At 52.6% G+C, this 24,835-nt stretch carries 20 protein-coding genes; 18 read left to right on the top strand and 2 right to left on the bottom strand.

Annotated elements, in window-relative coordinates:
- Positions 1-8: 8 nt before the first annotated feature.
- The 12 genes from VE954_RS22805 (at position 9) to VE954_RS22750 (ending at position 12,574) form a co-directional block, all read left to right on the top strand.
- Positions 9-701 carry an outer membrane lipoprotein-sorting protein gene (locus tag VE954_RS22805; protein ID WP_324957116.1) on the top strand — a complete coding sequence of 231 codons (693 nt, stop codon included), beginning with the start codon at positions 9-11 and terminating at the stop codon, positions 699-701.
- A gap of 9 nt (positions 702-710) precedes the next feature.
- A complete protein-coding gene (locus tag VE954_RS22800; protein ID WP_324957114.1) occupies positions 711-1,958 on the top strand; it encodes a DUF1302 family protein in 1,248 nt (415 codons plus the stop codon).
- A 19-nt stretch (positions 1,959-1,977) separates the two neighbouring features.
- Positions 1,978-2,385: a hypothetical protein gene (locus tag VE954_RS22795; RefSeq protein ID WP_324957112.1), complete on the top strand. Its 408-nt coding sequence runs from the start codon at positions 1,978-1,980 to the stop codon at positions 2,383-2,385.
- A complete protein-coding gene (locus VE954_RS22790) occupies positions 2,382-2,828 on the top strand; it encodes a DUF2141 domain-containing protein (protein WP_324957110.1) in 447 nt (148 codons plus the stop codon). Before VE954_RS22795 ends, VE954_RS22790 begins: the two co-directional genes overlap by 4 nt.
- A 295-nt stretch (positions 2,829-3,123) precedes the next feature.
- Complete coding sequence (locus VE954_RS22785) at positions 3,124-4,422, top strand: hypothetical protein (protein ID WP_324957108.1); 1,299 nt, start codon at positions 3,124-3,126, stop codon at positions 4,420-4,422.
- Between the two features lie 8 nt (positions 4,423-4,430).
- The gene (locus VE954_RS22780) at positions 4,431-5,930 is read left to right on the top strand and encodes a hypothetical protein (RefSeq protein WP_324957106.1); all 1,500 of its coding nucleotides are present in this window, start codon (positions 4,431-4,433) and stop codon (positions 5,928-5,930) included.
- Positions 5,920-6,570: a hypothetical protein gene (locus VE954_RS22775; RefSeq protein ID WP_324957104.1), complete on the top strand. Its 651-nt coding sequence runs from the start codon at positions 5,920-5,922 to the stop codon at positions 6,568-6,570. Before VE954_RS22780 ends, VE954_RS22775 begins: the two co-directional genes overlap by 11 nt.
- Before the next feature lie 15 nt (positions 6,571-6,585).
- Positions 6,586-8,085, top strand: coding sequence for a hypothetical protein (locus tag VE954_RS22770; RefSeq protein ID WP_324957102.1), 1,500 nt, complete (start codon positions 6,586-6,588; stop codon positions 8,083-8,085).
- A 279-nt stretch (positions 8,086-8,364) separates the two neighbouring features.
- The gene (locus tag VE954_RS22765; protein ID WP_324957101.1) at positions 8,365-9,159 is read left to right on the top strand and encodes a hypothetical protein; all 795 of its coding nucleotides are present in this window, start codon (positions 8,365-8,367) and stop codon (positions 9,157-9,159) included.
- Positions 9,160-9,180: 21 nt separating this feature from the next.
- Positions 9,181-10,059 (top strand): hypothetical protein, encoded by an 879-nt coding sequence (locus VE954_RS22760; RefSeq protein WP_324957099.1) that lies wholly within the window; start codon positions 9,181-9,183, stop codon positions 10,057-10,059.
- A gap of 31 nt (positions 10,060-10,090) precedes the next feature.
- Positions 10,091-10,930: a hypothetical protein gene (locus tag VE954_RS22755; RefSeq protein WP_324957096.1), complete on the top strand. Its 840-nt coding sequence runs from the start codon at positions 10,091-10,093 to the stop codon at positions 10,928-10,930.
- Positions 10,931-11,143: 213 nt separating this feature from the next.
- Positions 11,144-12,574, top strand: coding sequence for a DUF1554 domain-containing protein (locus VE954_RS22750; protein WP_324957094.1), 1,431 nt, complete (start codon positions 11,144-11,146; stop codon positions 12,572-12,574).
- A gap of 147 nt (positions 12,575-12,721) precedes the next feature.
- Here VE954_RS22750 and VE954_RS22745 read toward each other — a convergent pair whose 3' ends face one another.
- Entirely contained in the window at positions 12,722-15,559 is a 2,838-nt protein-coding gene (locus VE954_RS22745) for a hypothetical protein (RefSeq protein WP_324957092.1), read from the bottom strand.
- Between the two features lie 258 nt (positions 15,560-15,817).
- Here VE954_RS22745 and VE954_RS22740 point away from each other — a divergent pair, with 258 nt between their 5' ends.
- From VE954_RS22740 to VE954_RS22725, 4 genes are all read left to right on the top strand, one after another.
- Positions 15,818-17,182 carry an adenylate/guanylate cyclase domain-containing protein gene (locus VE954_RS22740; RefSeq protein ID WP_324957090.1) on the top strand — a complete coding sequence of 455 codons (1,365 nt, stop codon included), beginning with the start codon at positions 15,818-15,820 and terminating at the stop codon, positions 17,180-17,182.
- 68 nt (positions 17,183-17,250) lie between these two features.
- Positions 17,251-18,120 carry a YsnF/AvaK domain-containing protein gene (locus tag VE954_RS22735; RefSeq protein WP_324957088.1) on the top strand — a complete coding sequence of 290 codons (870 nt, stop codon included), beginning with the start codon at positions 17,251-17,253 and terminating at the stop codon, positions 18,118-18,120.
- Positions 18,121-18,192: 72 nt separating this feature from the next.
- Complete coding sequence (locus tag VE954_RS22730; RefSeq protein WP_324957087.1) at positions 18,193-19,506, top strand: sodium:proton antiporter; 1,314 nt, start codon at positions 18,193-18,195, stop codon at positions 19,504-19,506.
- Between the two features lie 35 nt (positions 19,507-19,541).
- Positions 19,542-20,267 (top strand): formylglycine-generating enzyme family protein, encoded by a 726-nt coding sequence (locus tag VE954_RS22725; protein ID WP_324957085.1) that lies wholly within the window; start codon positions 19,542-19,544, stop codon positions 20,265-20,267.
- On the opposite strand, the gene bla is transcribed toward VE954_RS22725, so the two are convergent.
- Entirely contained in the window at positions 20,239-21,225 is a 987-nt protein-coding gene (gene bla, locus VE954_RS22720; RefSeq protein ID WP_324957083.1) for a class A beta-lactamase, read from the bottom strand. The genes VE954_RS22725 and bla overlap by 29 nt on opposite strands.
- A gap of 174 nt (positions 21,226-21,399) precedes the next feature.
- Between bla and VE954_RS22715 the strand changes: the two genes are divergently transcribed.
- Together VE954_RS22715 and VE954_RS22710 are read left to right on the top strand one after the other, a co-directional pair.
- Entirely contained in the window at positions 21,400-21,846 is a 447-nt protein-coding gene (locus VE954_RS22715; protein ID WP_324957081.1) for a hypothetical protein, read from the top strand.
- A gap of 126 nt (positions 21,847-21,972) precedes the next feature.
- Positions 21,973-24,792, top strand: a complete 2,820-nt coding sequence (locus VE954_RS22710; protein ID WP_324957079.1) for a 7TM diverse intracellular signaling domain-containing protein — start codon at positions 21,973-21,975, stop codon at positions 24,790-24,792.
- Positions 24,793-24,835 lie beyond the last annotated feature (43 nt).

The following is a 24,835-nucleotide window of genomic DNA, read 5'->3' as shown; positions in this document are numbered from 1 at the left end:
AGTTTGCCATGCGCGTCCTACACGTTCTCGCTCTAATGATCTGGTCAAGCTCCCTGATGGGTCAATCGGCTGATGAGATTTTAAAGAAAGCGGATGAAATTCGAGCCCCATCAGAATCATATCGTATGGAAGTTTCTGTGGAATCGTCGGATGAGAGTCGCTTTCGCTATGAAATTAAGGTGGGTGGCAAGGAAAGCTCATTGATTCGAACCCTGGATCCGCCAAGGGAAGTGGGTAAGAATTTTCTGATGCTGCATGAGGATATGTGGGCCTTCGTGCCGAATATCAAGCGCTCCCTGCGCGTGACCTTGAACCAAAAGTTAACAGGACAGGCCGCCAACGGTGATATCAGCCGCATGACCTGGGTGGGGGATTATAAGCCTTCCTTGGAATCCCAAACCGACAAGGAATGGGTGCTTCTTTTGAAAGCGGAACGTCGCGGCCTGACCTATGATGGCATCCGGGTGTGGATTGACAAAAGCAACTCACGGCCTCTTCGTGGCGAATACCTTTCGCTGCAGGGCAAGGTGCTGAAGCGGGTTGAATTCACTGATTACAAGAGCATGGCAGGCAATGTCCGTCCGACCCGCATCATCATAGAGAATGCCGATCGCAAGGAGGACTATTCCGTACTGCGTATTCTCGAGATGCAGCAGGCGGATTTTTCATCCACGCAATTTTCGCAGAACAATCTGCAGTAAGAGGACGCCATGAGCTGCCTCATCCGAGGATGGATCCTCGCTTTGCTCCTTGCGGCACCGGCCTTCGCCTTGCCCGGCGTCCATGAGCGCAACGGTCGCGATTTGGGGGTGGAGTATGCTCATGATATGGCCGATGGCAGCACCCAGCATGGGCAGATTTTCTTCCACGAAAAGCATGTCTGGAGTCTGACGCGTGATGCCAGGGCCACACGGTTTCACCTTCAGTATCGGCTCATCGTCGATAGTGAAGAGGCCGAAACCTGGGATCAGCCGGATCATGACAATGTGGAAAAGCTGATCGCATTTGTGGAAAAGCCCTGGGGGGACTTTAAGCTCAACGTGGGTTGGCAGGAAATCAGTTGGGGTGAAAATCTTTTGCTGCCGATTCTGGATGTCGTCAATCCGCGTGATGTCGGGTATCTGCGTGGATTTTACGATGCGGGCGCGAAACAAAGCAGTCCCATGCTGCTCGGCGAGTGGCGATCCGGACCCCTTGATGTCCAGCTGATCGCGGTGCCGTGGGCTGTGAAAAGTCGACAGCCGGACCGTGTCGGTGATTACAAAATTGCTGATGATCGGCAGTATGAAGTGGGGCGTGATAGTGAATACGGCGGACGACTTGGGATGTTTTTAGGCGGAGTGGATAGCCGTCTCTATTATTTTCGCCATCATCCCCGTGAACCTGCTTATCGCTTTCAGGCCTTCTCAGGGGAAACCGACATCATGATTGAGGAGGAAATGGTGGAGACGAGCGGCTTGAGTCTGTCTTATGCGGAAGCAAGCTGGCTGGTGCGTGCGGATCTTGCCTGGCACCGGAACTTTCCGGCCACCAGCATCGCGGCTGAAGTCGAACGGACCAATCTAGGGCAAAGCATTATGGGTTTGACCTATACATCCGACGATGGCCTCCAGACGCTGGGCGTCGAACTGCACAATGATTGGTGGGAAACATTACCCGAAGCCTATTCGAAAGGCGCCTGGACGGAGACAGATACGGAGCGGGACCAGACTTTTCTCACGTGGTTGGCTGTGAGCGCGAACCTGAGCCTTTTGAAGTCCCTCTTGGAGCCGCAGATCTTTTTTCTGCAGGGCCTTGATAACAAGGATCGCATGCTGCGCCTGATCGTTTCCAGCCCCGTGAGTGATAGAATCAGTATTGGGTCTGAGTACCAGAAGACAGAAGCGGCGACCACCAGTCCCAAGCTTCTACTCAATAACAAGGAAACGCTGGCTTTACGCTGCACGTTTTCCTGGTAACCAAGTGGAGCAAGCACACATGAGCGAGAAACTGGTTCAGAGGCCTGATTTGGAGAAGGCGCAGCACCTGGGGTTGGTGATAGGACTCTCCTGTCGCAACCTGCGAGGCTTTGCCTTTATGTGGCTCAATGTCTTCAGTTTTATTGGAGCCACTCGGAATGCGCCGGGCCGCACTCTGATTCTGCCAGGCGTCAGCAGTCCCTTTTCGATTCTGCTTGTGAGCTACTGGGAAAGCGAAAAAGCCATGATGCAGTTTGTTCGTTCGCCAGCTCATCTGCGTTGGATGCGTTTTATCTACAAGCATCCCCGGAGCCTGAATCTATTCAACGAAACCTATGGCCGACCACAGAGCGCTAACTACATCAATGAACCTCGTGGTTATGCCGGTAGCTTACTGACCCCAAACCAACCAGGGAGACCATCATGAAGACCTTTGTCCAGGCCCTTGCGTTCATGTTCACCATGGGACCCAGCACCATGATCGCTCAGGGTGTTCAGCTGGGAACTCTGCATGTAATCGTGGAGGGTATCAAGAATCCACAGGGTCAGGTGAAATTGGCTTTGGAAAAATCTGCCGAAGAATTTGATAAAGGACCTTTGCATCAAGCCCGTTATCGCGGCGAAAGCATTGCGATCAAAGGTGACAAGGTTGATATTTATTTTCGCGATGTACCGTTTGGAACCTATGCAATCAAAGCCTTTCACGATGCGGATGGAAATGGTTCCTTGAATACCAATATCATGGGCATTCCTTCCGAAGACTACGGCTTCTCCAATAACGTACGCGGTACCATGGGACCGGCTTCATTTCAGGACGCCCGTTTTGAGATTAAGAATGCCGAGACGACCCTAACGATACGGTTGAAATAACGAAAAGCCCCCCCGCTTTTCGCTACGCTTGTGTGCAGGGTTCCCAGAGTTTTTCTCTGGGAATCTTTTCCTCTGCGTTCTTCTCCTCAATTTAGCCGCCCAGTTTTCTGTAAGCCTTCATAATCATAAAAGAAAAGCAAGACCAGGCAAATCGATTGCCAGATTTCTGTCCTCAGTCTTCCGATCGGGTCTCAAAAACACAAGTAAAAACAATTATTTACACGCGAAAAATTCGATGAATTTTGGTCGGTCTTTTGCAATGTACCCCATAAGGCTATTAACTGGGAGATTCATCATGCAACGCTGGGCGTCACATGTTCGTTGGAGTGTTTTGTTGGCACTCGGAATCAGTGTCAGCTGGACGAGCTGCACTAAGAAAAAGAATCAGGCCAGCCAGACCACGACATCGGAACCCAAATCGGCCCTCGACATCGAAGCTTTGAATAAGCTGGATCAGTATGTCGATCCTCTCACCCAGGAAGAGGTGGCCGGCACCAGCACCACGCGTACGGTGGACCTGGGAGAGGATACCGAGGATCTGAACATAGTCCTTCCGCAATGCGGAATACCGGACTTCGCAGATTCCAATGCCAAGACTTTTACCACGAGTATGAATGAGACCTATACGCGGGTGATCAATGCTGGATTCGCGGTAGCCAACGTCGATATTACGTCGGTTCTCGATCTGCATGGAACGCTGCTGGAAACCACCCTCGATGTGGCAGTATCCCATCAAAATTCAAATGGCACCTCCGTTTATGGGACTCTCACGGATATCGAGCCTATCAATCAGCGGGCTCTGGATCTCACCAAAAAATTCAAAGGCGCTGTGACCAATTATACCGTGCCTAACAACTCCAACTTTGCCAAGGACTGGAAGGGCATTGTTTGTACCATTCGTGCCTCGGATCATCTGGTGAACGATCGGGATGGCTTTCATACCGAGGTGAAATTCAATCCACCGGTCGCCCCCGCGATTTCGCCTATCGCCGATGCCGCCCGTTACACCAAGGAACTGGGTGAGTACCGCTTCTTCAAAAATATCCAAGCCACCGTTACAGCCACGGATAATCCGGTTCTGACGGTCGGCAAAGTCTATACAGGCAGCATTCTGGTGGAAAAGGTTCCAACCGAGCGGCTGACGCACATAGGCCTGTTTAAAGGTGATGTGGCCTATCGCGTGACCAATCGCTTCGGTTCAGATGCTGAAACGCTGGCGCTGGGCTTTCATCTTTGGACGGAATATTACATTGATAACGGTCAGCGGGCCTTTTCCGGCATCATCACCAATGTGGGTGATGAGGAGCTTCGCTACTTTGCAGGCGTTTATAAAGGCCCGGCTGGAGTCCCCGTCAACAACGTGACTTACACCAAGGATATTAAGCCGCTGATTGCAGAACATTGCAGCAGCTGCCATAGGGCCAATAACAATCCAAGGCTGGATCTCAGCACCTATGCTCAAGTGAAGTCCGCGTCTGAACTTAAGGGCCTTATCGGTCGGGTTCTGAGCGGTGCGATGCCACCCTCGGGCGCGCTGGCCAACGAACCCAAAAAACTTTTCTCAGCCTGGTCGCAGGCTGGCTTTCCGGAATGAGGGACTCCATGCGGCATCTTATCATTCTCGTCATGTTTCTCATCAGCGGGCAGGCATCAGCCAAACCCTGGGCCACAGACCTATTTTGCAAGGCATTTCCAAACAGTCCCTCGTGTTCCGGTTCGACAATCAGCTGCAGCTACTGCCACATGGCTCAGCCTCCAGCACTGAATCCCTTCGGCGGGTGCGTGAAGCAGGGCATGGCCAAGACGAGCTCCGAATTTCCCAGCACGTTTGCGGATATGCGCGGTGCGATTGAAGCAGTTGGTCAGGAGGATTGTGATCAGGATGGTTTTACCAACCTCAAGGAAATCGAAGCGGGGCATCTGCCCGGTAATGATCAGAGTCGTCCCACCGTGAGTGGATGCCAAAATCAGTCCTTTGCGAGTTTGATTAACGGCTCCTGGAACCTCTGCCAACGTGATCCGGCCTATGTCTATAAAAAAATCTGGCTGGATGTCTGCGGAGAAAATCCGGACTATGACGACTACAAGAGTTTCCGCGCACTCTCTCGTGAACGCCAGGATAAAGCTCTGGATGATCTGCTTGATGATTGTTTGGAAAGCGTTCACTGGCGCGGCAAGGATGGTATCGTCTGGCAGATTGGACAATACAAAATACGTCCTGTGGGTTCGGTGAAATCGGGCGAGGATGCCGGGGTTATTCCGATCGTCGATTATTATGCGGACTTTAATCTGTTCGTTTATTCGCAGATTGATGGTCACGATGCTCGTGATCAACTGTTGGCAAATTATACGGTGACACGCACCGAAAACGGATCCACGGTTACCTATACCAAGATCACGCCCCAGCGTCTGTTGGATGGCCAGGTAATGCAGCCGGACAAGCGTGTGGGGCTCTTGACTTCGTTTTGGAACTTGAGCTTCTATCTGAATTATACCGGCATCGCCCGCGTTCTGGTCGCACAGGCCTTCAACGCCTATCTGGGTCTTTCTCTGGTGAACATGCAGGGGCTGACGACGCCTGATCCTTTTATGAGCCAATTTGCAGACTATGATTCCAAAGGCGTCACCCGTCCGGAATGCGCCCAATGTCATGCCGCGATCGATCCCTTGGCCTATCCTTTCCGCAACTACAATGGCTTGACCGGAACCGCCGCGGTACTCCAAGGACAGAATGCCACCGCCTTGCAAAACCTCGCCAACCTGGGGGATGAGAAAAACCTCACGCCCTTATCCTATTCCCTTCCACGCATGGACTATCTCGATCAGCAATTTCCTGGCATCAAAAACATGCCGGAGGCTGGCTACATTTTTGGTCGGCGGGTGGAAAATCTTCGGGAATGGGCCCAGGCCGTGGTGGACAATGATCTCTTCGCCGCCAATACCGTGCGCGACTACTGGCGCTTTTTGATCGGGCACGAGCCGCGCTCGGAAGAAAATCACGAGTTCGTCAAACTCTGGACCGACTTTAAAACAGTTCATAACTATAACGTCAAAGCCATGCTGCATGACCTGATTAAAACGGAGGCGTACAGTGTTCCCTAACACCCAGGCCCTTCTGATGGTCCTTGTGATCATCACTTCGGGTTGCCAAAAATCAAAGTCGTTAACAGGCGGATCGGAAGCGGCAAAAATAGAACAATCCTTGCCACTGACGGCGTCACCCAAAGCTCAGGTCAAACGCATGCGCGCCGATCTTTTGCGCAACAATCTTGCCAAGATCCTGGTTCTCGACCCGCAGGGCATGTGTCTGGAATTGGGGCGATTGCCTTGCGCCGACCTTGTTCATAAGGTCAGCCTTGGCAGCATGAATGCTTATGGCAACGCCCAGTATCGTCACCCGGAGCAGGTCAGTGCGACTTCGGCCATGTCGCTGGATCGTCTGGTGCTGTCGGCTTGCATGCAACGCGCCCAACTCGATCTCGTCAATCCAGGGCGAGCGGTTATTTTCAAAGATGTGGAATTGAGCACCGATGGTCGGCTGGTCAAATCCGAGGCTGTCGTGACGGCCATCCATACGCTTTATCAAAGAGCTTTCCTGCGTGATGCCAGCGCCACGGAATTGGAAAATCTGCTGCAATTTTATGAAGCCATCTACGCTCAGCAATCGATCGGGGCGGCTCGGAATTGGATGACCTTGAGCTGCTACGCGGTGTTAACCAGCGTGGAAGCCACATTTTATTGAACAGGGGGGAGACGCATGAAAACCGCAATGAACCGTCGCAAGGTGCTGCAAATGCTCATGGGCTCACCTCTTTTGAACGGCTGTTTAAAAGCCCAGTCTGTCCCAACCAGTGGACTGGCATCCGGAGCTTCGGCCGGTCCTCGCAAATTCCTATTCGTCTTCACTGCGATGGGCGGTGCCTCGATCAATGATTGTTTCCTGGCCCGACGCGCGTCCGAGGTCAAGGATGCCAGCACGCTCAACGTGTTTCCCGACCTTTTGGTGAAGTCAATTGATGGCACGGAACTGCGTGCCGTGGACATGGCCTCTGACGCAATTGGAGCGCTGCCGTTTCCCGTGAAAGCCGTGCAGTCCCGCTTTTTAAGCAAATATAAAAACGATATCATGGTGGCGACCTGCACCGGCACTGCGGTCGCCCATCCTGAGGCCCAGCGTCGCAGTGTTACCGGACATGATGCCTGGAACGGCCGCACGCTGCAGGAAGCTGTCGCTGCCCAGTACGGCCAAGGGCTTTTGCTGCCGAACATCAACATGGCCACCGTTGGTTATGCCGAGCATGGCCGCGATCGTAGCTTGCCAGGTTTTGCCATGGCGGAGCCCGTCCCGGACCCGGCCTTTTTCCCATTTTCTCTCCATGGTTACAAAGGCATTCAGGGTGTTCCGGATGATGCGCTCATGGCCATGGCCCGTCAGCTCAGGGATCAAAAGCTGGAGCCCCAGTCAGCCTTTTACCAAACGTTTGGTGCGAATCCTTTGATCCAGGACTGGATGAAGTTTCGCGCGCAGCAGGGACGTTTCGAGCAGGCTGATGCCATCAATCGACTCAATCCCTTTGAAGACAGCAAGGACCTGCCCTTTAAAAACTTCGGCCTGAATCCCAACCGCGATGGTGAAATTCTGCGCGAAGTTTTTCCTGACATCGGTCCTGATCCTTTGCAGACCCAGGCTCTGCTGGCCTATCTGAGCGTCACGCAAGGCCTGACCTGCACGGCCACGTTTGGTCTCGGCATGAATGTGACCATCGATGGCAAGGATGAAGACAATCCTTTGCTCACCAACACGCCGACTGCGTTCGACTATTCGCACAATGCCCATCGCTCCACGCAAGCCGTGCTTTGGCATCGGATCCTGGATACGATGGACCGCCTCATTACGCTTTTAAAAGTGACCGAATATCAAAACGGCGAAAGTTACTGGGACCACTCCATGATTTATATCGCCACCGATTTTGGCCGCGATAAAACCCGCAAGGAAAATCTGCGGGAATTTCCCAGCGGTCATGATGTGAACAATGGAGTCGTCATCATCTCACCCATGGTCAACGGCGGCCGCGTCCTCGGAGGGGTGGATCTTAAAACCTTGAAAACCTATGGTTTCAACCCCGAAACCGGGGACCCTGAATCTGGGCGTGAAATGACAGAGAAGGAAATCTACGCGGGCATTCTGCATGCTCTGGACGTCGATACCAGCGGCAGCGGTTTGCCCTCGATGCGAGCCATGCGCCGCAAAGTTTAATGGCCCCTACTCAAGGCGGCACAGTTCTGGCAATACAGAACTGTGCCGCCGATTCTTTTGTTTCCAAAGCTTGAAATCATGGCTTAAAAATCAATTCTGGCCAGAATCGCAATCCCTACATGTCATGCTTCTAATTATCCTTAAAAATCATAACTTTAGACTAAAAACACGAAATCGACTGACCAGACTGGACCCGGCCCAACTGCATGGAATATCAACTGGGTCAGGCGGCATGGGAGTTGCTCCTTAAGACTATCAACTTTAATGCAGGGGTTAAACATGAGCACGCGTTGGGTTCGGTTGCTGTTCTGGGCTTTGCCGGCCACGGTTCTGGCCCAGAGTGGGAGTGTGCATAGCATCCTTCCCCCGAAAAATGTCCTGGCTCTGACGCCCGAGAATTTTTGTCTCGGCTTTAAAAATGTCTTTGCCATCACCAAACAGAGTTTCAAGGATGAGGCCAACCTGATTTGCCCCAACCTGACTCCGGCTCCGCTCCTGACGACGCTGCTTGCCTCTGCGTATACAGGCGTGGGCGAGCCCGTGATACAAAACATACTGATCGCCGAAGATACAGTTAACCTGACCAGTCAGATCACTGTGGCCTATGCCTTGAAAATTCCCAAGCCTCCGGCCCAAAACCTTCTGGGTGAGGAACAGTACGTGCCCACGTCCTATTCCGTGGAACCGTTGACCATCACACCGAAGTTCGCCGCACCTGTGCTCAACAGCGGTGATGCAGAGACAGCATTCACGGTGGAGCAGCGGACCGTTGTCGACGCCGGCGAAGAATTCGATGATATTTCCGTGCACGATTTGAAGCTCTATCGCATGCATCCCAATAACTTTGATTTCTTTGCCGCCGTGCGGACCCTCCGGGCACCGAGCGAGCAGTTTAAAAAGGCAGTTGTCGTCCGTGGCGTCATGCGCGATCCGGCTAACCCCACGGGTTCCATCACTGTGACGGTGATGAGCTTCGTGATGAACAGCCGCGACAACCATGAAAACTCGGTGGAGGCTTTCTCAGCTTTTATCGCAGCTGACGCAAAATCTCTGCATGCAGCCCAGAGCAAGTAATCGGCAACACCAGGAGCAGTTATGACAATCAAGACGGCAACATTCTTTCTCTCAGGCGGCCTCCTCGTGATCGGAGCCTGTGCACCGGAAGCTGGCAAATTCAAAGGTGCTGCTATCGATACCTCAGCATCAGTGGTCACTCCCGTAGAGACCCGGACAGCCGTGGTCGTGGAAGCACCGGATACTCGCGGCGCCGAGCAGGTGCTTTGCGAGGAAGGACCCAAGGTCACATCCGCGTCCAAGAAAGCTGATTTCAGCGAGGAGTTTAAATTAATCTGCAACGGTTCGGCGACGACCCCAGCTTTCAAGGAAGCCCTTGCCAAAGCTTACGTCGGTACCGGCACGCCTGAGGTCAAGGTCCTCAAATTCTCGACCAGCGATAACTTCGTCACGGAACTGGCCTTGATTTATGCCATCAAAGCGCCTTTGGCAAGCCCCACACTCTTTGCGGGTCTTAAGCCTCATGACGTTTTTGCGCCCGGCATCAAGGAAGGCAGCTCGGAACTTTACGTCAAGGTGGATTCACGCAAGCCATTCCCTGGCAAGGGCAGCGTGGAAGAGATCGTTCTGAACTATGACCTGAGGTTTGCCAACGGAGCAAGTATCCACGATATTCGGCGCACGGAATTCAATACTTATTTGCCGGTTGAAACGAATAAGGACATTGCCGTCTCAGCTGAGCATCTTTTGGACGTCGAGACCAATGAGTACTATCACAAGGCTCACGGGCTGACGATAGGCATCAAGGCTGAAGACGGCCAATCGTACATTCTGTTCCTTAACAATTTTGTGATCAAGAACCGTATTGACCTCGAACGCATGAAAGTCACGTTAACAGGATTGAACGGTGCTGTTGCTAAAATGCTCCAGGAGCATCTTGTCAGCAAATCCGTTCCTTGATTTCAACTCATCGCACACAAGGTGAACGAACATGAAAACATCGCAGGCTCTGGTAGTTCTGATCGCAGTCGGTGTCAGTCACTGTGGTAAAACGGCAAGCGCCCCATCGCCGTCGGAGGCTTTGGCAGCAAACAGCTCGGATGGATCAGCTGCCGCTAATCCCGCCAATGCGGATTATCCCAAACTTTATTGCGATAACGTCGGCAATCTGAAGCTTCGTTCCGACGTCAAGCAGGAGTTGGATTTTTTCTGTCGAGGTGGCAAACCCACGAAGGACTTTATCGATTTCCGTGCCGAAGCCCTGGCTCAGGCTCCGGGCACCTATCAGTTGAAGCTTCTTCAGGCTCAGCACGAGACCGAAGGCGACCGTTCGGAATTTTTAGTCGCTTGGAGTTTCCGTGTGCCCCTTCGACCTTTTGATGTGAAATCACGGCCGCTCTATGAATATATCGCAAAAAATTATTCCAGCGACGTCATTGATTTAACAGCGGGGTCCGCTCGCCGCGCCGATACTCTGGATTCGGAGCTGCATCTTTGGTCGGCTGATTTGAATTATGACCTTGTCATCAAAGGGGCGCAGGGGTTGACGCTGAATAGTCAGCGGAAAACCCAGTATAACCTGTATCAGGTCCAGCTGGGCAATGAAGAAATGGGCTTCGGAGTGGAGCATCTGAATGATCCAGGTAACCAGAGCTACAGTCGTTCGGTCATGCTGAATGTGTCTTTTAACGATGGCAAAGGTGGAGCCGTGATTGTCACCGTTCTGCACTTTGTGCTTAGCAATCAGGGTTTCCCAGCGACGGCTACGAAATCCATTCAGGAGATTGCTCAGCACGCTGCCGATAGCATGTATAACGGCTTGAAGCAGTAAGTTTCTCAATCATGACCCGCGAGGCGTTTTCCGGTCCCTAGCCGGAAAACGCTCTGACATGAATCGGCCTAACGCCTGCTCCCGAACCCACCAGGATACCAGACATCGTCCACGATCTTGGACTTTTCCCCATCTTCAAAATTCAACGGCAACCTGAAGTTACCGATGCCATACTGGGCGATTTGTCCTTAAACCCCGTACTGAGGCACATTTATGTTTCATTGGCACAAGGCTCTCGTGACTGCATCCATATTACTACCTATAGGCTGTGGAAAATCGAGTGGAGGAGGATCGTCGGCTGCCAGCACGCAGACCTCGAAACAGACGATTACGGCCGATGATCTGGCGGAAACCGTGACAGTTGCCATCACAGAAGGGGCGATGAAAGGAACGCAGGCGGCTTTTCCTGCAGGTACCCTTGCGATTGGAACGGCTGTCGAGGTGAAAGCGATCACCGAACAGCCGACAGAGTTGGCGACCGTATTCTCGTCGGGTGTGGTCATGGCTTCTCCTGCAGGTGTCGAGCTGAGCGTCACAGACGCGACAGGCAACCCCGTGCAGCTCGCCTCGCCGGGTACTTTGACGATCGCCATCAATGCCGTGGCAGGCCTCGCGGTTGATCCCACGAAGGACAATATTGGTGTCATCAGCAAACTGAAGAACGAAAGCCTTATCGCCTATCTTTCCAGCCAGCTGACCTGGTCGACCGATGACACCTTGCCTGCCATCCCGGTCGTAAGCTCGGGAGCTTATACGGCAGCCTTTATTGGTAACGAGGTTCCATCAGGATTCAAAGCCTATGATGCTGAAGCCCCCTATACGGAGTCCAAGGTTTATACCCTGGCAGCCGGGTCGATCACCGCGACTTCGCTGGTCCTTTCCTGGGAAAAAGCTGTGGATGATGCCACCTCGCAGACCAAAATCAAATACAAAGTTGTGCAATCAGCCACCGATAATATCTCAACTCTTGAGACGGCCCTTGCCAACGGAACCACCATCTTGGACTGGACGGCCGATGTCAATTCGTTTGCAGTCACCGGACTCACCGCTGAGACGACTTACTATTTCAATGTTCTGATCGAGGACGAGTCGAAAAAGGCCAGAGCCTATACCAAACTCGCAACTGCGACAGCCAATCGCGATCGCCGTATGTTTCTGACCAGCATGGATAGCTTTGCGGGCAACCTGCAAGGAATTTCCGGTGCTGATTCGTTTTGCACGTCAGATGCGTCCAAGCCGGATGGGACATCGACTTGGAAGGCGTTCCTGGTGCAATCGGGCGTGAGAGTTGCCTGTACAACAGCCAACTGCGGCGCCGGCACATCGGAACATACGGATTGGGTCTTGAAACCGAATACGACTTACACACTGGTGGAAGGCGGGACCATCGGCACGACGAACGCCGCTGGCATTTTCGCGTTTCCATTGCAGAGCATGCTGGCTCAGACAACCAACTATTTTTGGACTGGATTCGCTGCGGCAGGAGACTGGACGGCTGGAAGCAACAACTGCCTCAATTGGACCAGCGCAAATTCCGGAGACAACGGCGAGCGCGGTCGGCAGGATTCGACATCAAACAAAATTCTTGCCAATGCCCCGACAGCTTGCAATGTCGACTCTCGTCTTCTTTGTGTCGAGCAGTAATTTCTTTGAAGCCATCCGCAAGGTGCTGCGGATGGTTACTATTCCTTGGAGATTTTACGGGCGCACACAGAGCACCGTGTGATTCGCTGCACTCGTGATGGTCGATGTCTTTAGGGCAATGCCCGTGGTCCCATCGGCCATATGCCGCTAGGCTGAAATTGAAGAGGTTGAAGCCGTAGTCGATGACCAAAAATAGTGATCATCCACATTGGTGATGAAGTAACTGTTATTCGAGCTAATCCCTATCCCCCCACCCTTAAAACCAAGATCGCGCAATCCATGCAGCATACCTTGAGTCAGATCATGCTGGGTTGGCAAACGCCAGTCGTTAAAACTGCCAAAGGTGAGGTTCTCACAGCGGGTCACAGCTGCTGACCAGGTTGAGCCTGTTATCGCCGGTGCTGCCGAGAGAGCTGGATAGGATTCGGACCAATAAACCTGGGTGATTCGGTCATAGAAAACGCAGTCGTCGACAGTGGAATCACAGGTGCCATCACCTGTCACGTCAGTCCAGGTTCCTGCTGATGCGCTACAGAAACTATCTGGTCCAAACATATTGATGAACGCAGTTGGCAGCATATCCATATTCCCGTTCAGATCATCAATGGTATCCCAACGGTCAAGGCTCGATCCCGAGGTAACGGCGGCATTGACCGCAGCTCCATCCATGTTAAACAAGGTCGAATTGATACGATTCTGGCAGCTGGCCGGCAGTTGACCAGCGAGCCCTCCCGCGTATTTTCCCGCACGGATATCCCAAGGCGAGAGCGCGGCGATATTCACCGAACGATAGGTGGATGTTGTCATGCAACCGGTCTGGCCATCAGCGGTACAGTTACCGATGGAACCGGTGGTCCCATAAATATCAACGCCGCCCATGATATAAGCCCCATTGATATCGGGATCACCTGTAGCCGAGTAAGTCGCGCCGGTGGAGTCGAACCATTCAAACGCGGCTGGACTCTTCAATTGTGCATGAAGCGTCGCATATGTCAGATCATTGATCCCGGTGCTACCGTTTAAAGGATAAGCACCAGAAGGATATTGCCCTGTGACACCCGCAACCGTGGCTCCAGACTTGATATTCCCTGCGATGATGGTGCTCCAGTCAGCAGATCGCCAGCTGCTGGTTGTGATACAGCCCATGGTATTGTTGCTGCTGCAGTCGGCCAACGTGGGGGTCGAGCCCGTCCCACCGATACCATAGGCACCGAAAGAAGCAGCAACGAGAGAAGGAGAAGGAAGGATCAATTGACCTATTAAAGCGTTTCCACCCACTCCATAGGCGACGCCCGAATAAACATGAGTCTTGGCAGGCAAGGCCACATTTCCTGCGATTCCAGCCACTGTTGCCCCGGCTCTGACTTTGCTCGGGAGACCTGTTGCGGCCGCGGCGGGATAAGCCGGTGTGGTCAAGCAACCCAAGGCGCCGTCAGCCACGCAGTTGGTGTGGGATTCGGCTGCGGCGGTGCCGGTGATTCCAGCCACGGTTTGACCACTGACAACTTTTGCTGCGAGCCCCGATAAAAGAGCTGCAGGATAGGATGCGGACGTGGCGCAATTGATTTGCCCGTCACCTGTACAGACAGGAATCCCCGAAACTCCCGAACAATTTTTAGTGCCTTCGAGAAGGTCACCATTGGCATCATAGAATCTCTGACCCGCGCAGACATCGCTCACCGCTGCTGTCATCAATGGAAAGTCGGAGCTTGTGCCCGCATAGGCGAGATTCAAGGAGCGCTCGACACCATCCTGAGTCAAAGCCAGTTTGCCCACGCCCCGACGCGGAGCATCATCCATAACGACTGTCAGGAGCGTATCCGACTTGATGGTGACTTTGGTCATTTCGCGACCGATATAGGCGAGCTTGATTCCGGTGCGAAAATTTGTACCGGTGATACTCACGATATCACCCTGCCTCGCAATTATTGGATTCAGACTGGCGACTGCCCACGTGGGCAGTTCGAGGGCTGGAATAGCGATGGCTGGCGACCAGGAAGACACGGTGCTGCGGCCCTGGACATCCAGACAGCGAAACCGGCCAAGGAGCTTGTGAGCTTCCTTTTTGGTAATCAGATGCGTGGCGCTGGCCGTGGCGCCGGCCTCAACCGTCCAACCCGAAAATGCACTGGTGCTGGTAAAAAAATCGGCTTTGCAGGCTTTGATTACGGCATTGTTCAATGGGTTTGATTTCAAAGTGACTTTGCGGCTGATGGCGTCCAGACTGATGGCGGGTACCTGCCAGCTCACTTCTGGAATCACCATGGTCACGAGAATGGATGTTTCCGACACAACGCCTTTGACATCGACAACGGACACGTTCTGAGCATTGATGATCGGTTCTTCCGTCTTCACTGTTTTTGCTGTGACAATCGGAACCGAGACGAGAGCGACCCAATACACACCAAAATAACCTTCAAATGAGCATGTTCCATCGGCGTTCACGGTGATGTTCTGACCCGGAATCACCCCGGATATGAGGCTGTCACCCACGAATTGCTTGTAAAATACCGTGAGATTTTGATTCGACTGCAATTGGAGCGAGGCTGCTACGGGAATGGGCATATTGATGACCATGGGCATAGTCAGAGATGCCGATTCTGTGGGACGAATGATCAGACCGGAGCCGACCGATGTGACATTCACGTCCTGATCCAGGTCCAATTCCTGGAAAAGGGTGGTTTGCGAGAAGTCCGAAGCTTTTTCAATAATCATATCTGTGCTGATGCCAAGGGCACCGGGAGGGAATGTCACACTCGAGCCCGAGAGATCGCCTGAGGTCGGGGCCGCGATCATTTGCGCAGTTTTCGCGGCCGGGTCGATCGTAGCCATGGATTTAACGTCAGAGACCTGCGTCGCCTCCAGGGGGCGAGCCGACCCGTCGAGGACGGAAACACTGCCTTTGGATTGAATGGGCATCTTGAAACAAGCGCCGACACTCATACTCAAAGAAAGGATCGACAGGTACATTGACAAAGTTTGCATGGATTTCTCTGACTCAAAGTTTTCCGTCACTAAGTGAGTTCGGTCCTAGGGGTCAGAGATTAAGCTATTTTTTGAAATTTCTTCGATAATCCCTAAATGGGTTCAAACCCACCTTAAATATGGTGAATTTCAATGATTGCTTTCCTGTAATATTTGGACCAGTGGCCAGCCACCGTGCAAAAGGCGTTGCAGTCCCACGCGTCATCAGAACTATGATAAAATCAAGGTACTTCTCAGGATTGCCTTGGATGACAGCACATGCTTTTCGACTCCTTGCGCCGAAATTTTAAACTGTTCCGTCCGCGACTCAAGCATGGAGCCAGCTATATCGAAGAGCTGGAAGCCCAATGCGCGAGCATGATGCCTCTGGCCGTCCTGCTTTGCTCATTTATCTTCCTGCCCTATATCGTGACCGATTCCAAACTGTTTCCTGAACTTCGCGCTCTACCTTATCTCAGGGCTGGCTTAACCGTCACGTCCCTGATGGTCGGCCTTGCCTATCGGTTTATGAGTCATCGCTATCGTGCTTTGATCTGTGGCGCCCTCATAATTGCCTACGTGCAAATCTCCACCGCCGTCATCACAGGATTGACGCGGATCAGTCCGGAATACATGGGCGGCTATTTTATGGTTCTCATGATGCTGCCTATCCTTCCCTTACCCGTTTGGCTGCATGGCACCATTGTTGCGACTTCGGTCGTAAGCCTCTTTGCATCCTGGCTCTTCGTGGGCCTCGGTGACCACAGCGCATCGCTGCAATACAGTTTGAATGATCTGGTCTCCGCCCTGGTCATCGTATCGAGCCTCATCTACATCATGAACAAGATCAGGTACCGAAGCTGGGACAAGTCACGGACTATCGAAAAGCTCCTCCTCAATATCCTACCCTCATCCATCGCGGATGAATTGGAGCAGACCGGCTACGTTCTGCCCAGAAAATACGAGTCGGTGACCATCGTCTTCACAGACTTCGCTGGCTTCACCAGGATCTCGGAAAGCTTGGCCCCGGAGCAGCTCATCGAGGAGCTGCATCAGATCTTCCAGATTTTCGATGGCATCATGGAACGCCACGGCCTGGAAAAGCTCAAGACCATCGGCGATTCCTACATGTACGCTGGGGGCATCCCGGAGCTGAATCAGTCCCATGCCGTGGATTCGGTGCTGGCGGCGTTGGAGATGCAGGGCGTGATTCACAGCCGAATCCAGCACAATCGGGCCAATGGCCAGGGCTTTCACTGGAAAATGCGGCTCGGCATGAACTCCGGTTCGGTGATGGCGGGCGTCGTGGGCGCGAAAAAGTATGTGTATGATGTTTTTGGCAATTCGGTGAATTTGGCCAGTCGTATGGAATCCTCGGGCGAGGTCGACGAAATCAACATCTCCGAGTCCACCGCTGAACGCGTCAGGGATTTTTTCCGATTGGAGCCGCGGGGCGAGATCAATGCCAGGAATGTTGGCCTTGTGAAGATGTTTTTTGTGAAAGGGATACGGGCGGAACTGTCGCTGGATCGCCAGGGACTTCAGCCGAATGCCGCGTTCTTTGACCTTTACGGCAAGACTTTTGGTACCGACATACGGGACCGTTTTTCGGAGTCCGCCGCCGAAATCGCGATGGCTCAATAAATTGGATTAAATTTTGCAAACATACCCTCTATCTACGAAGGCACGTCATATAAGCCAAGAGGGTATGTATGGAAACGAACAGCAGAACGGTAGTCGGCACTTTTCCCACGTTTACGGATGCGCAGAAGGCAGCTGATCACCTCTACCAGTCTGGTTTTTCCAGGATCCGAATCACCAGACATGATTTGGAGGACGCCTCTGCCCACGACCCCAAGCCCAAAGCCTCAACGGAAAACCAATCCAAAGCCCATGCTGATCCCAAACGGTCAGAAATTGACGGTTTTTTCAGTCGTCTTTTTGGCACGGATGAGACTCCACAGGATGAGAATAACAGGCGACAACACCTTGTCGTTGTTGAGAATTGTGATAACCCGATCCGCTGTCGGGACATTATGAGTCGCATGGGTGGATCGGTGGACGATCCAAGCATTCGCCTGTATGAACGCGAGTATGTTCCCCAAGCATCTGGAACGCACAATGTTTCGGCATCGGACCAGGTCATGAATCTGCACGAAGAAATTCTGGACGTGCACGTCGAACGTGTGCAATCAGAGGTGAGTGTTCGCAAGGAGATCGTGACAGAAATGAAAACGGTTCAGGTCCCCGTCAGCCGCGAAGAAATTGTGGTGGAGCGTCTGCCGCCTGAGGGGGTGGATCGGGATGGTCGGGTCGAAGGCGCACGTCGTCATGCTGAACACAATCAGGAAATCCGAATTCCTGTGAGTGAAGAGCAGATTCATATTGAAAAAAAGGTTGTGCCGAGTGAAGAGGTGCGTGTTTCCAAACAGAGTGTCACGGAAAATGATAAGTTCTCGGTTGATGTGAGTCATGAGGAGTCACGTTTGGAATCGCAAGGACGAGTTAAAATTAAAACGGACAAGCTGGAAATACCTCGCAAATCTGGTGCCCATCCTAACGAGAATCACCCCGCAGTCTAAGCCATAAAAAATAGGTAAAAGGAGCTGGGAAGCAGCTCTTTTTCCCTGAGCGTGTTTATATCGGAGTCTCTCATGCAAGAAGTCATGCGCTGGTTTATTTTCTGGGGCGTCGTTCTCCTCGTCGCTGCGTTCAGCACCTCATTTATGAAAAGAGTGCCGCTGACGGCGGGTATCGTCTATTTTCTTATCGGCATCGGTGCAGGACCTTACGGTCTCGAACTGTTGAATTTGGATGCGTTTGAGCACGCAAAATGGTTGGAACATCTGACCGAGATTGCCGTTGTTAGCTCCCTTTTCACGGCGGGGCTCAAGCTGCACTGGCGGTCCACATCGCGTCTCTGGAAAGGGCCGCTGAGTTTGGCCGTCATAGGGATGATAGTCAGTGTTGGGCTCATCAGCCTGACGGGCAATTTTTTTCTCTCCTTATCCTGGGGGGCTGCCATCCTTCTTGGGGGTATCCTTTCGCCCACCGATCCTGTCCTGGCTTCGGATGTCCAGGTTGAAAAAGCCCATGATAGCGATCGGCTCCGCTTTACACTGACCGGAGAAGGGTGTTTGAATGATGGGACGGCGTTTCCGTTTGTCATGCTTGGTCTCGGGCTCCTGGCCCTGCATAATTTGGGCGACTTCGGCACGCGCTGGGTTCTGGTCGACGTTCTGTGGGCCAGTGTCGGCGGATTGGCCATTGGTTTTATCCTCGGGCGGATCGTCGGGCAGATCGTGCTCTATCTGCGAAGTCACCATAAGGAGCAGATCGATGCCGACGAATTTTTAGCTCTTGGATTGATTGCCATGTCCTATGGAACAGCTGTCGCGTTTCAAGCCTATGGATTCCTGGCCGTATTTGCAGCTGGATTCGCCCTGAGAAGTCTGGAAAAAAAGAAAATCTCTCAACGTGAACTGACCCGTAATGTTGAGAAGGCTGCCACGGATGAGACGACGGCTTCTGCCTATATCCCCCATGCCGTGCTTGGCTTTAATAAGCAGCTCGAACGTATTTTCGAGATCCTCGTCGTTATCCTGCTCGGCTCGCTCTTTCGATTTTCCTATTTTAACTGGCAATCCATAGTCTTTGCCCTGGCCCTTCTCTTCATCATTCGGCCGATTTCTGCCTGGCTATCCGTAGGGCGCATGAAACTCCTGAATTCTGTGCAAACGACTTATATACTGTGGTTTGGTGTGCGTGGAGTCGGTTCACTTTACTACTACTTTTATGCGGTCAACAAAGGGCTGGATAAGGGTGTAGCCCTGAATATTTTTTCCATCCTATTCTGTTCCATTGTATTCTCACTGTTTGCCCATGGAGTATCTGTTACGCCCCTCATGAATCTTTATGAAAAACGCCGAAAGGGTACGACAAAGGGAATAGCGCCGGCGGAAGCGTAAGTGCGCTGCGAGATGGAGGGGGTTGAAAGGAAGATATGGACCGAGAGAATACCCAAATTTCAACTGTGCTTGATGGACTCATGCTGGAAATGCCTCGTGGGGAAATAGAACTGCGTGACGACAGAAAGAAAACGAAATGGCTCGTCGAGATGAATCCTTTTCTTATTTCCAAGTTTCCTGTGACTCAGGAGGTGTATCTGTTCGTTCTCCAGAACAATCCTTCCAGCTTCAAAGGCGCCAAAAGACCTGTGGAGACCGTCTCGTGGTTTGATGCTGTTGAGTTCTGTAACCAGTTGTCTGTAAAATTGGGGCTGCGACCCTGTTACCTCTTGAACGGCGAGGGCGCGGATCGAGATGAAACTGCAAATGGATTTTGTCTCCCAACTGAAGCCCAGTGGGAGTATGCGTGCCGCGCCGATACTGGCAAGGTCAGATACGGAGACATTGATGAAATCGCCTGGTATGCAGCGAATTCTGCAGGCAGCACCCAGGACGTTGGTCTCAAGAAACCGAATAGCTGGGGCACCTACGATATGCTCGGGAATGTCTGGGAGTGGTGCGAAGACCTCTATGATAAAGAGGTTTACGGATCCTATCGGGTCTTTCGCGGCGGTGGCTGGAATGATCAAGAAAGAGGGTGTCTGGCTTCCAATCGTCGCCGAAGCCACCCGACCTATAAGATTGACGACCTTGGCTTTCGCATTACCAAGGCAGTGAGCAGGACTTCGCCTGCTACTTGCGACCCTGATAGGCGCTCGTGACGATCTGCGAGGCTTTGGCAATCACGGCTGCTCGTTCTTGATCGTTACGCATGGAATCAGAAACAAAGACGGCAATCGCGACCGTGCCTCCGTCAGGCGCGGTCAGAATTCCAACATCATTCGTCGTCGCTGTGCGACCCTTGTAGCTGGCGCTTGTGCCGGTTTTATGCCCGATCCGCCATGATTTGGGGAGTCCGCCTCGCAGCCGATCCTTGCCGGTCGCCGTCTTTTCCAGAATGGACATCAATTTTTTCGTCGATGTCTCTGAGAGGATTTGACCGGATGCCAATCCTTTCAAAAATTTTACCATCGCGACCGGCGTTGATGTGTCACGCGGATCTTTCAGATACGCTTCCAGAGCCTTCTGGCGTTTGTCGGCAGCCACGGCTTCCACCGCAGCCTTAAAGAGACCCGGATCGGCATAAGAAGGCTGCCACGACAAGCCCGAGAATTCAGCCTGAAGATCCCTTTCCATGCGATCCACACGGATGCCTGTGATCTGCTTTTTCTTCAAAAACGCCTGGACGGAAACGACCCCACCCAGGCGCTTGATGAGAACATCGACCGAGGTGCTGTCGCTGTCCACGATGGATCGCCTGATCAGTTCCTCGACGGTGGCGGGATACTGACCCTGTTTGCGCACAAGATCGGCAAAGTCTCTGGGACCCGGGCTGGCGTCCTCTGGTTTGACGAGGATGGTTTCATCCCACTTGATGGTGCCGGCGTCCACGGCGTCGAGCACGGCAGCCGATACGATAAGTTTGACGACGCTTTGCAAGGCAAAGGGTTCCGTGCCGTGAACGCAGACTGGGTCGACGTCCAAGGCGTCCAGGGCGCAGACTCCGACTTTCCCTTCAGATGCCGTGGACAGGTTTTTGAGCTCTTTATGCAGACCGTCCCGCGAGGCGAAAGTTCCACTGCTTGCCACAGCTGCGAGAACGAGAAAATTCGTGATCATGAGCACTCCTTGTCTGTTAAAAATTACGGTGAGGCTGAAATGCGCTCATTGTAAAGGAAGGGGGCTGGATTCTCAAGCCGGGACCCGACCATCGGGAGAACTTTGGCTAAAGTTTTTCGTAAAATATCCGATACGTAGAGCGCTTTTCTTGAATAATGATTGGAAAGGCTCTGGATGCGCACTTGGATTTTTCTCCTGCAAGTCCTTTGTCTTACCCTGGGGTGCGGAACGCGCCCGAGCGCGCGTGCCACGATTCAAGGGCGAAGCGAACCCTTGGTCCAGCCGAAAGCCGAGTCATCGGATTCCGTCAAGCCTGAAGTTAAACCGGAAGTCAAACCGAATCGAGAGACAGCTCGCGTGGCGCCGACGTCCTTGGAAATTTCTGAGGCCAGGACTGCTTATACGAACACGTGCTCGATATGCCATGGTGCGCTCGCTCAGTCGTCCAAGCGAGGTGTGACTCTGCAGCGACTTACAGCCGCTTCTGTGCCTATGGCCGTTCCCCTCCATACAGAGACTCTGAGAGACAGCAAGTGGCCTTTTGATGTCGCGGATGCAACGGCGGATGGCATCGATACCGCTGTGCTTGCGGCTTCCGCCATGGTCGAAGCCTTAAAATAATCCCCTCAGAAACGATACCCGCAATCCAAGAGACAAAGGCCTATTGGCAAGAACAAGGATGCCGTTCCCCGGCATCTATGAAATAATGGAGGCTACCAATGCCATAAAAAAATCCTGGGAGCCGTGATGAAATTCAGTCACAAACTCTGGCTTCTATGCCTGAGCCTCTTGTGTTTGCCAATATCACTGAAGGCTGCAGAAGAAGCGCTCACGGTTTCGCTGGACGCCAACGGCGATCATCTTGGCCCCTACCTTTATACCCTGAAACGTCTCGACCCCAAGGAAACGTTGCAGGATCTTCTCAGAGCGGATGCCTTCGCCCAGGCCGTTCGGCAAACCAAATCCGTGCCGAACTTTGGCTATTTCGATCGCTCCATCTATTGGGCCCGAATCAGTTTGCATAACCCGTCCCCTGAAACCCAGGAATTTTACATACTCAACAAGTATGCGGCTATCGACGCCTTGACGCTCTATCAGCCGAATGAGGATGGGACCTTTCTGGAGGAGACGCTGGGCGATAAGGTGCCTTTCGTGCAGCGCAAGATTCCCTATCGTTATCCCATTTATATCGTCAGGCTGCCGCCCGGGACCAGCGAGCTTTATTTCAAACTCCATACCACGAGTTCCTTGCAGTTCAACCTTTCCATCTGGAGCCCCAAAAGATTCGTCACGCTGCAGGCCGAGGACGATACCATGCTGGGTTCCATCATCGGCATCGGCGCCGTGATGTTCTTCTATAACTTGTTTGTCTATTTGAATTTCCGGTCAAAAGCCTACCTCTACTATGTGCTCTACATCTTTTGCTTTACGGTTTTCACCAGCAATTTCCAGGGTATTTTGCAACAGGTTTTCTTCCCGAAAGAATTTGACCATTTCCTGGCTGGCTCGGGCCTCTATCTGACGATTGATTGCTGTGTTATGAGTGCCATCAGCTTCGCGCGTTCCTTCCTCGAAATGAAGGAACGGATGCCTCGATTCAACCGCTTTCTCATCGGCTGGCAGATTATAACCGCAATGAACGCATTAAACGGCTTGACCTTTAATGTGATGTCGCACCCTTTCACCCTCTTTAACAATATCGTCTGCTCCTTCTTCCTGCTGTCGGCTGGCGTCTATCTCATCCGGGAATTCAAACCAGCCAAAGTCTATGTTGCGGCCTGGTCCTTCCTGCTGGTCGGCACGTCCATCAATGTTCTGGCTAACGGCGGCATCATGTTCGTCAATTTTTATTCGAACTGGGCCCAGCCGATCGGTGCCACGTGTGAATTCATTCTGCTTTCGTTTGCCTTGACCCAGCGCGTGGCGCTGATCAACCAGGAAAAGCATCAGCTGCAGCGGGAAGTCCTGGTGGCCGAGAAAAAACGTGTGGAATTGCAGGAAACCATGATTATCGAGCGGGAAACCCATATTCGCGAGCTGGATCTACTGGTCGCAGACCGTACCCGGGACATTCAATCCATCCTGCATACCATCAATCAAGGAATCTTCGTGATTGAAGCGGTTGATCAGAAACCGGCGATCCAGCCGGAATACTCGAACCATCTGCATCAGATGATGAACGAGACCGACCTGCGCGGCAAGGACCCGCTAGCCCATATCTTCGCCAAATTCGATATCTCTGGCGACCGTTTGAATCAGGTCAAAGGGTTTTTGGATATGACCCTGGGTTCGTCGAGCCTGTCGTTTGAATTGAATTCCGAGAGTCTTCCGCGCGAGGCCAGCCTCCGGACACCCAAGGGAGAACTCTTGAGTTTTGAGTTCGATTGGTCGCCGATGCTGGATGAAGGCGATATTGTCGAAAAGATCCTGGTGACCCTGCGCGATGTCACGCATATCCAGCGCCTCCGTGAGCTATCCGATCGGCAGGACCTCGAGAAAAACATTATCAGTGAGCTGGTATCAAGCCAGGGCCGTTTTTTCCCGGACTTGCAAAAGCGTGGTCGTGCCCTGCTGGCCACGGTCCAAAATAAGGACTGGGAGCAGAGTCTGGATTTGCAGCGACGCACTCTCGCCGCCCTGCATACCCTCAAGGGAGAAACCCGCGTTTGTGGACTCATGACCCTGGCCCAGGCGATTCATGAGGTGGAATCTGATCTGCACAGGGCGGGAGCGAAGAGCAGTGCTTTTCAGTCCTTACAGAGGCTCCTGGACCTTTACGGCGAGATTTATTTCAACAAGCTCGGCCGTGAGAATACCGATGCGGATGAGGTGCGTGCTCCTGTCAAACCTCTGGAAGAGGTCATCCTTCACTTGGAAAAGATCGTCAAGAATCTGCTGCCCGACCAGATCCAGCCCCAATTCCGGCATATCTACCAGCGCCTGAACTATCTCTTCGGCACTGAACTTCAATCGATTCTGAGTCATCATCTGCAAAATTTAAGTCAGCTGGCTATCGATCTCGGCAAGTCGTCGCCGAATGTGATCTTCAAGGGAGAGCGAACGCTCATACCTAAGGCTTATCACAGCACGCTGCAGGAAATTTTTGGACACCTTCTGAGCAATACCATGTCGCATGGAATCGAAACCAAGGATGAGCGCCGAAAACTGGGTAAAGCCTTGGCAGGGACGATTTCCATTGTGCAGCACAAAGTTTACAATGACCTTATCATCCACTATAGAGACGATGGGCGGGGATTGAATCTGGCGAAGATTCGCGAGCTCGCTTTAGCCCGTGGCTTGATTGATGATGATTCTGCCCTTAACCCCGAGGCGCTGGCGGAGCTGATTTTTTTGCCCGGTTTTTCCACCTATGAGAACGTCACGCTGATGTCCGGCCGAGGCGTTGGCATGGATGCAGTGCGCATTCAGCTTGAAGACATGGATTCAGAATTCAAGGTGGTTCTTGATAAACCTTCGCTGCAGCATCCAGGCTGCCATGATTTTCACTTTATGATTCGGGTGAAGTTCAAGGTCTTGACCCAATTTGTTTGGCGGGAAATAGCCTGATCATAAGCGATTCCAAGGATCGCATCCCCTTTTGCACTTGAGG

Source organism: Oligoflexus sp. (assembly GCF_035638955.1).
Classification (GTDB): Bacteria; Bdellovibrionota_B; Oligoflexia; order Oligoflexales; family Oligoflexaceae; genus Oligoflexus.
This window is presented reverse-complemented; position numbering and strand designations above follow the sequence as displayed.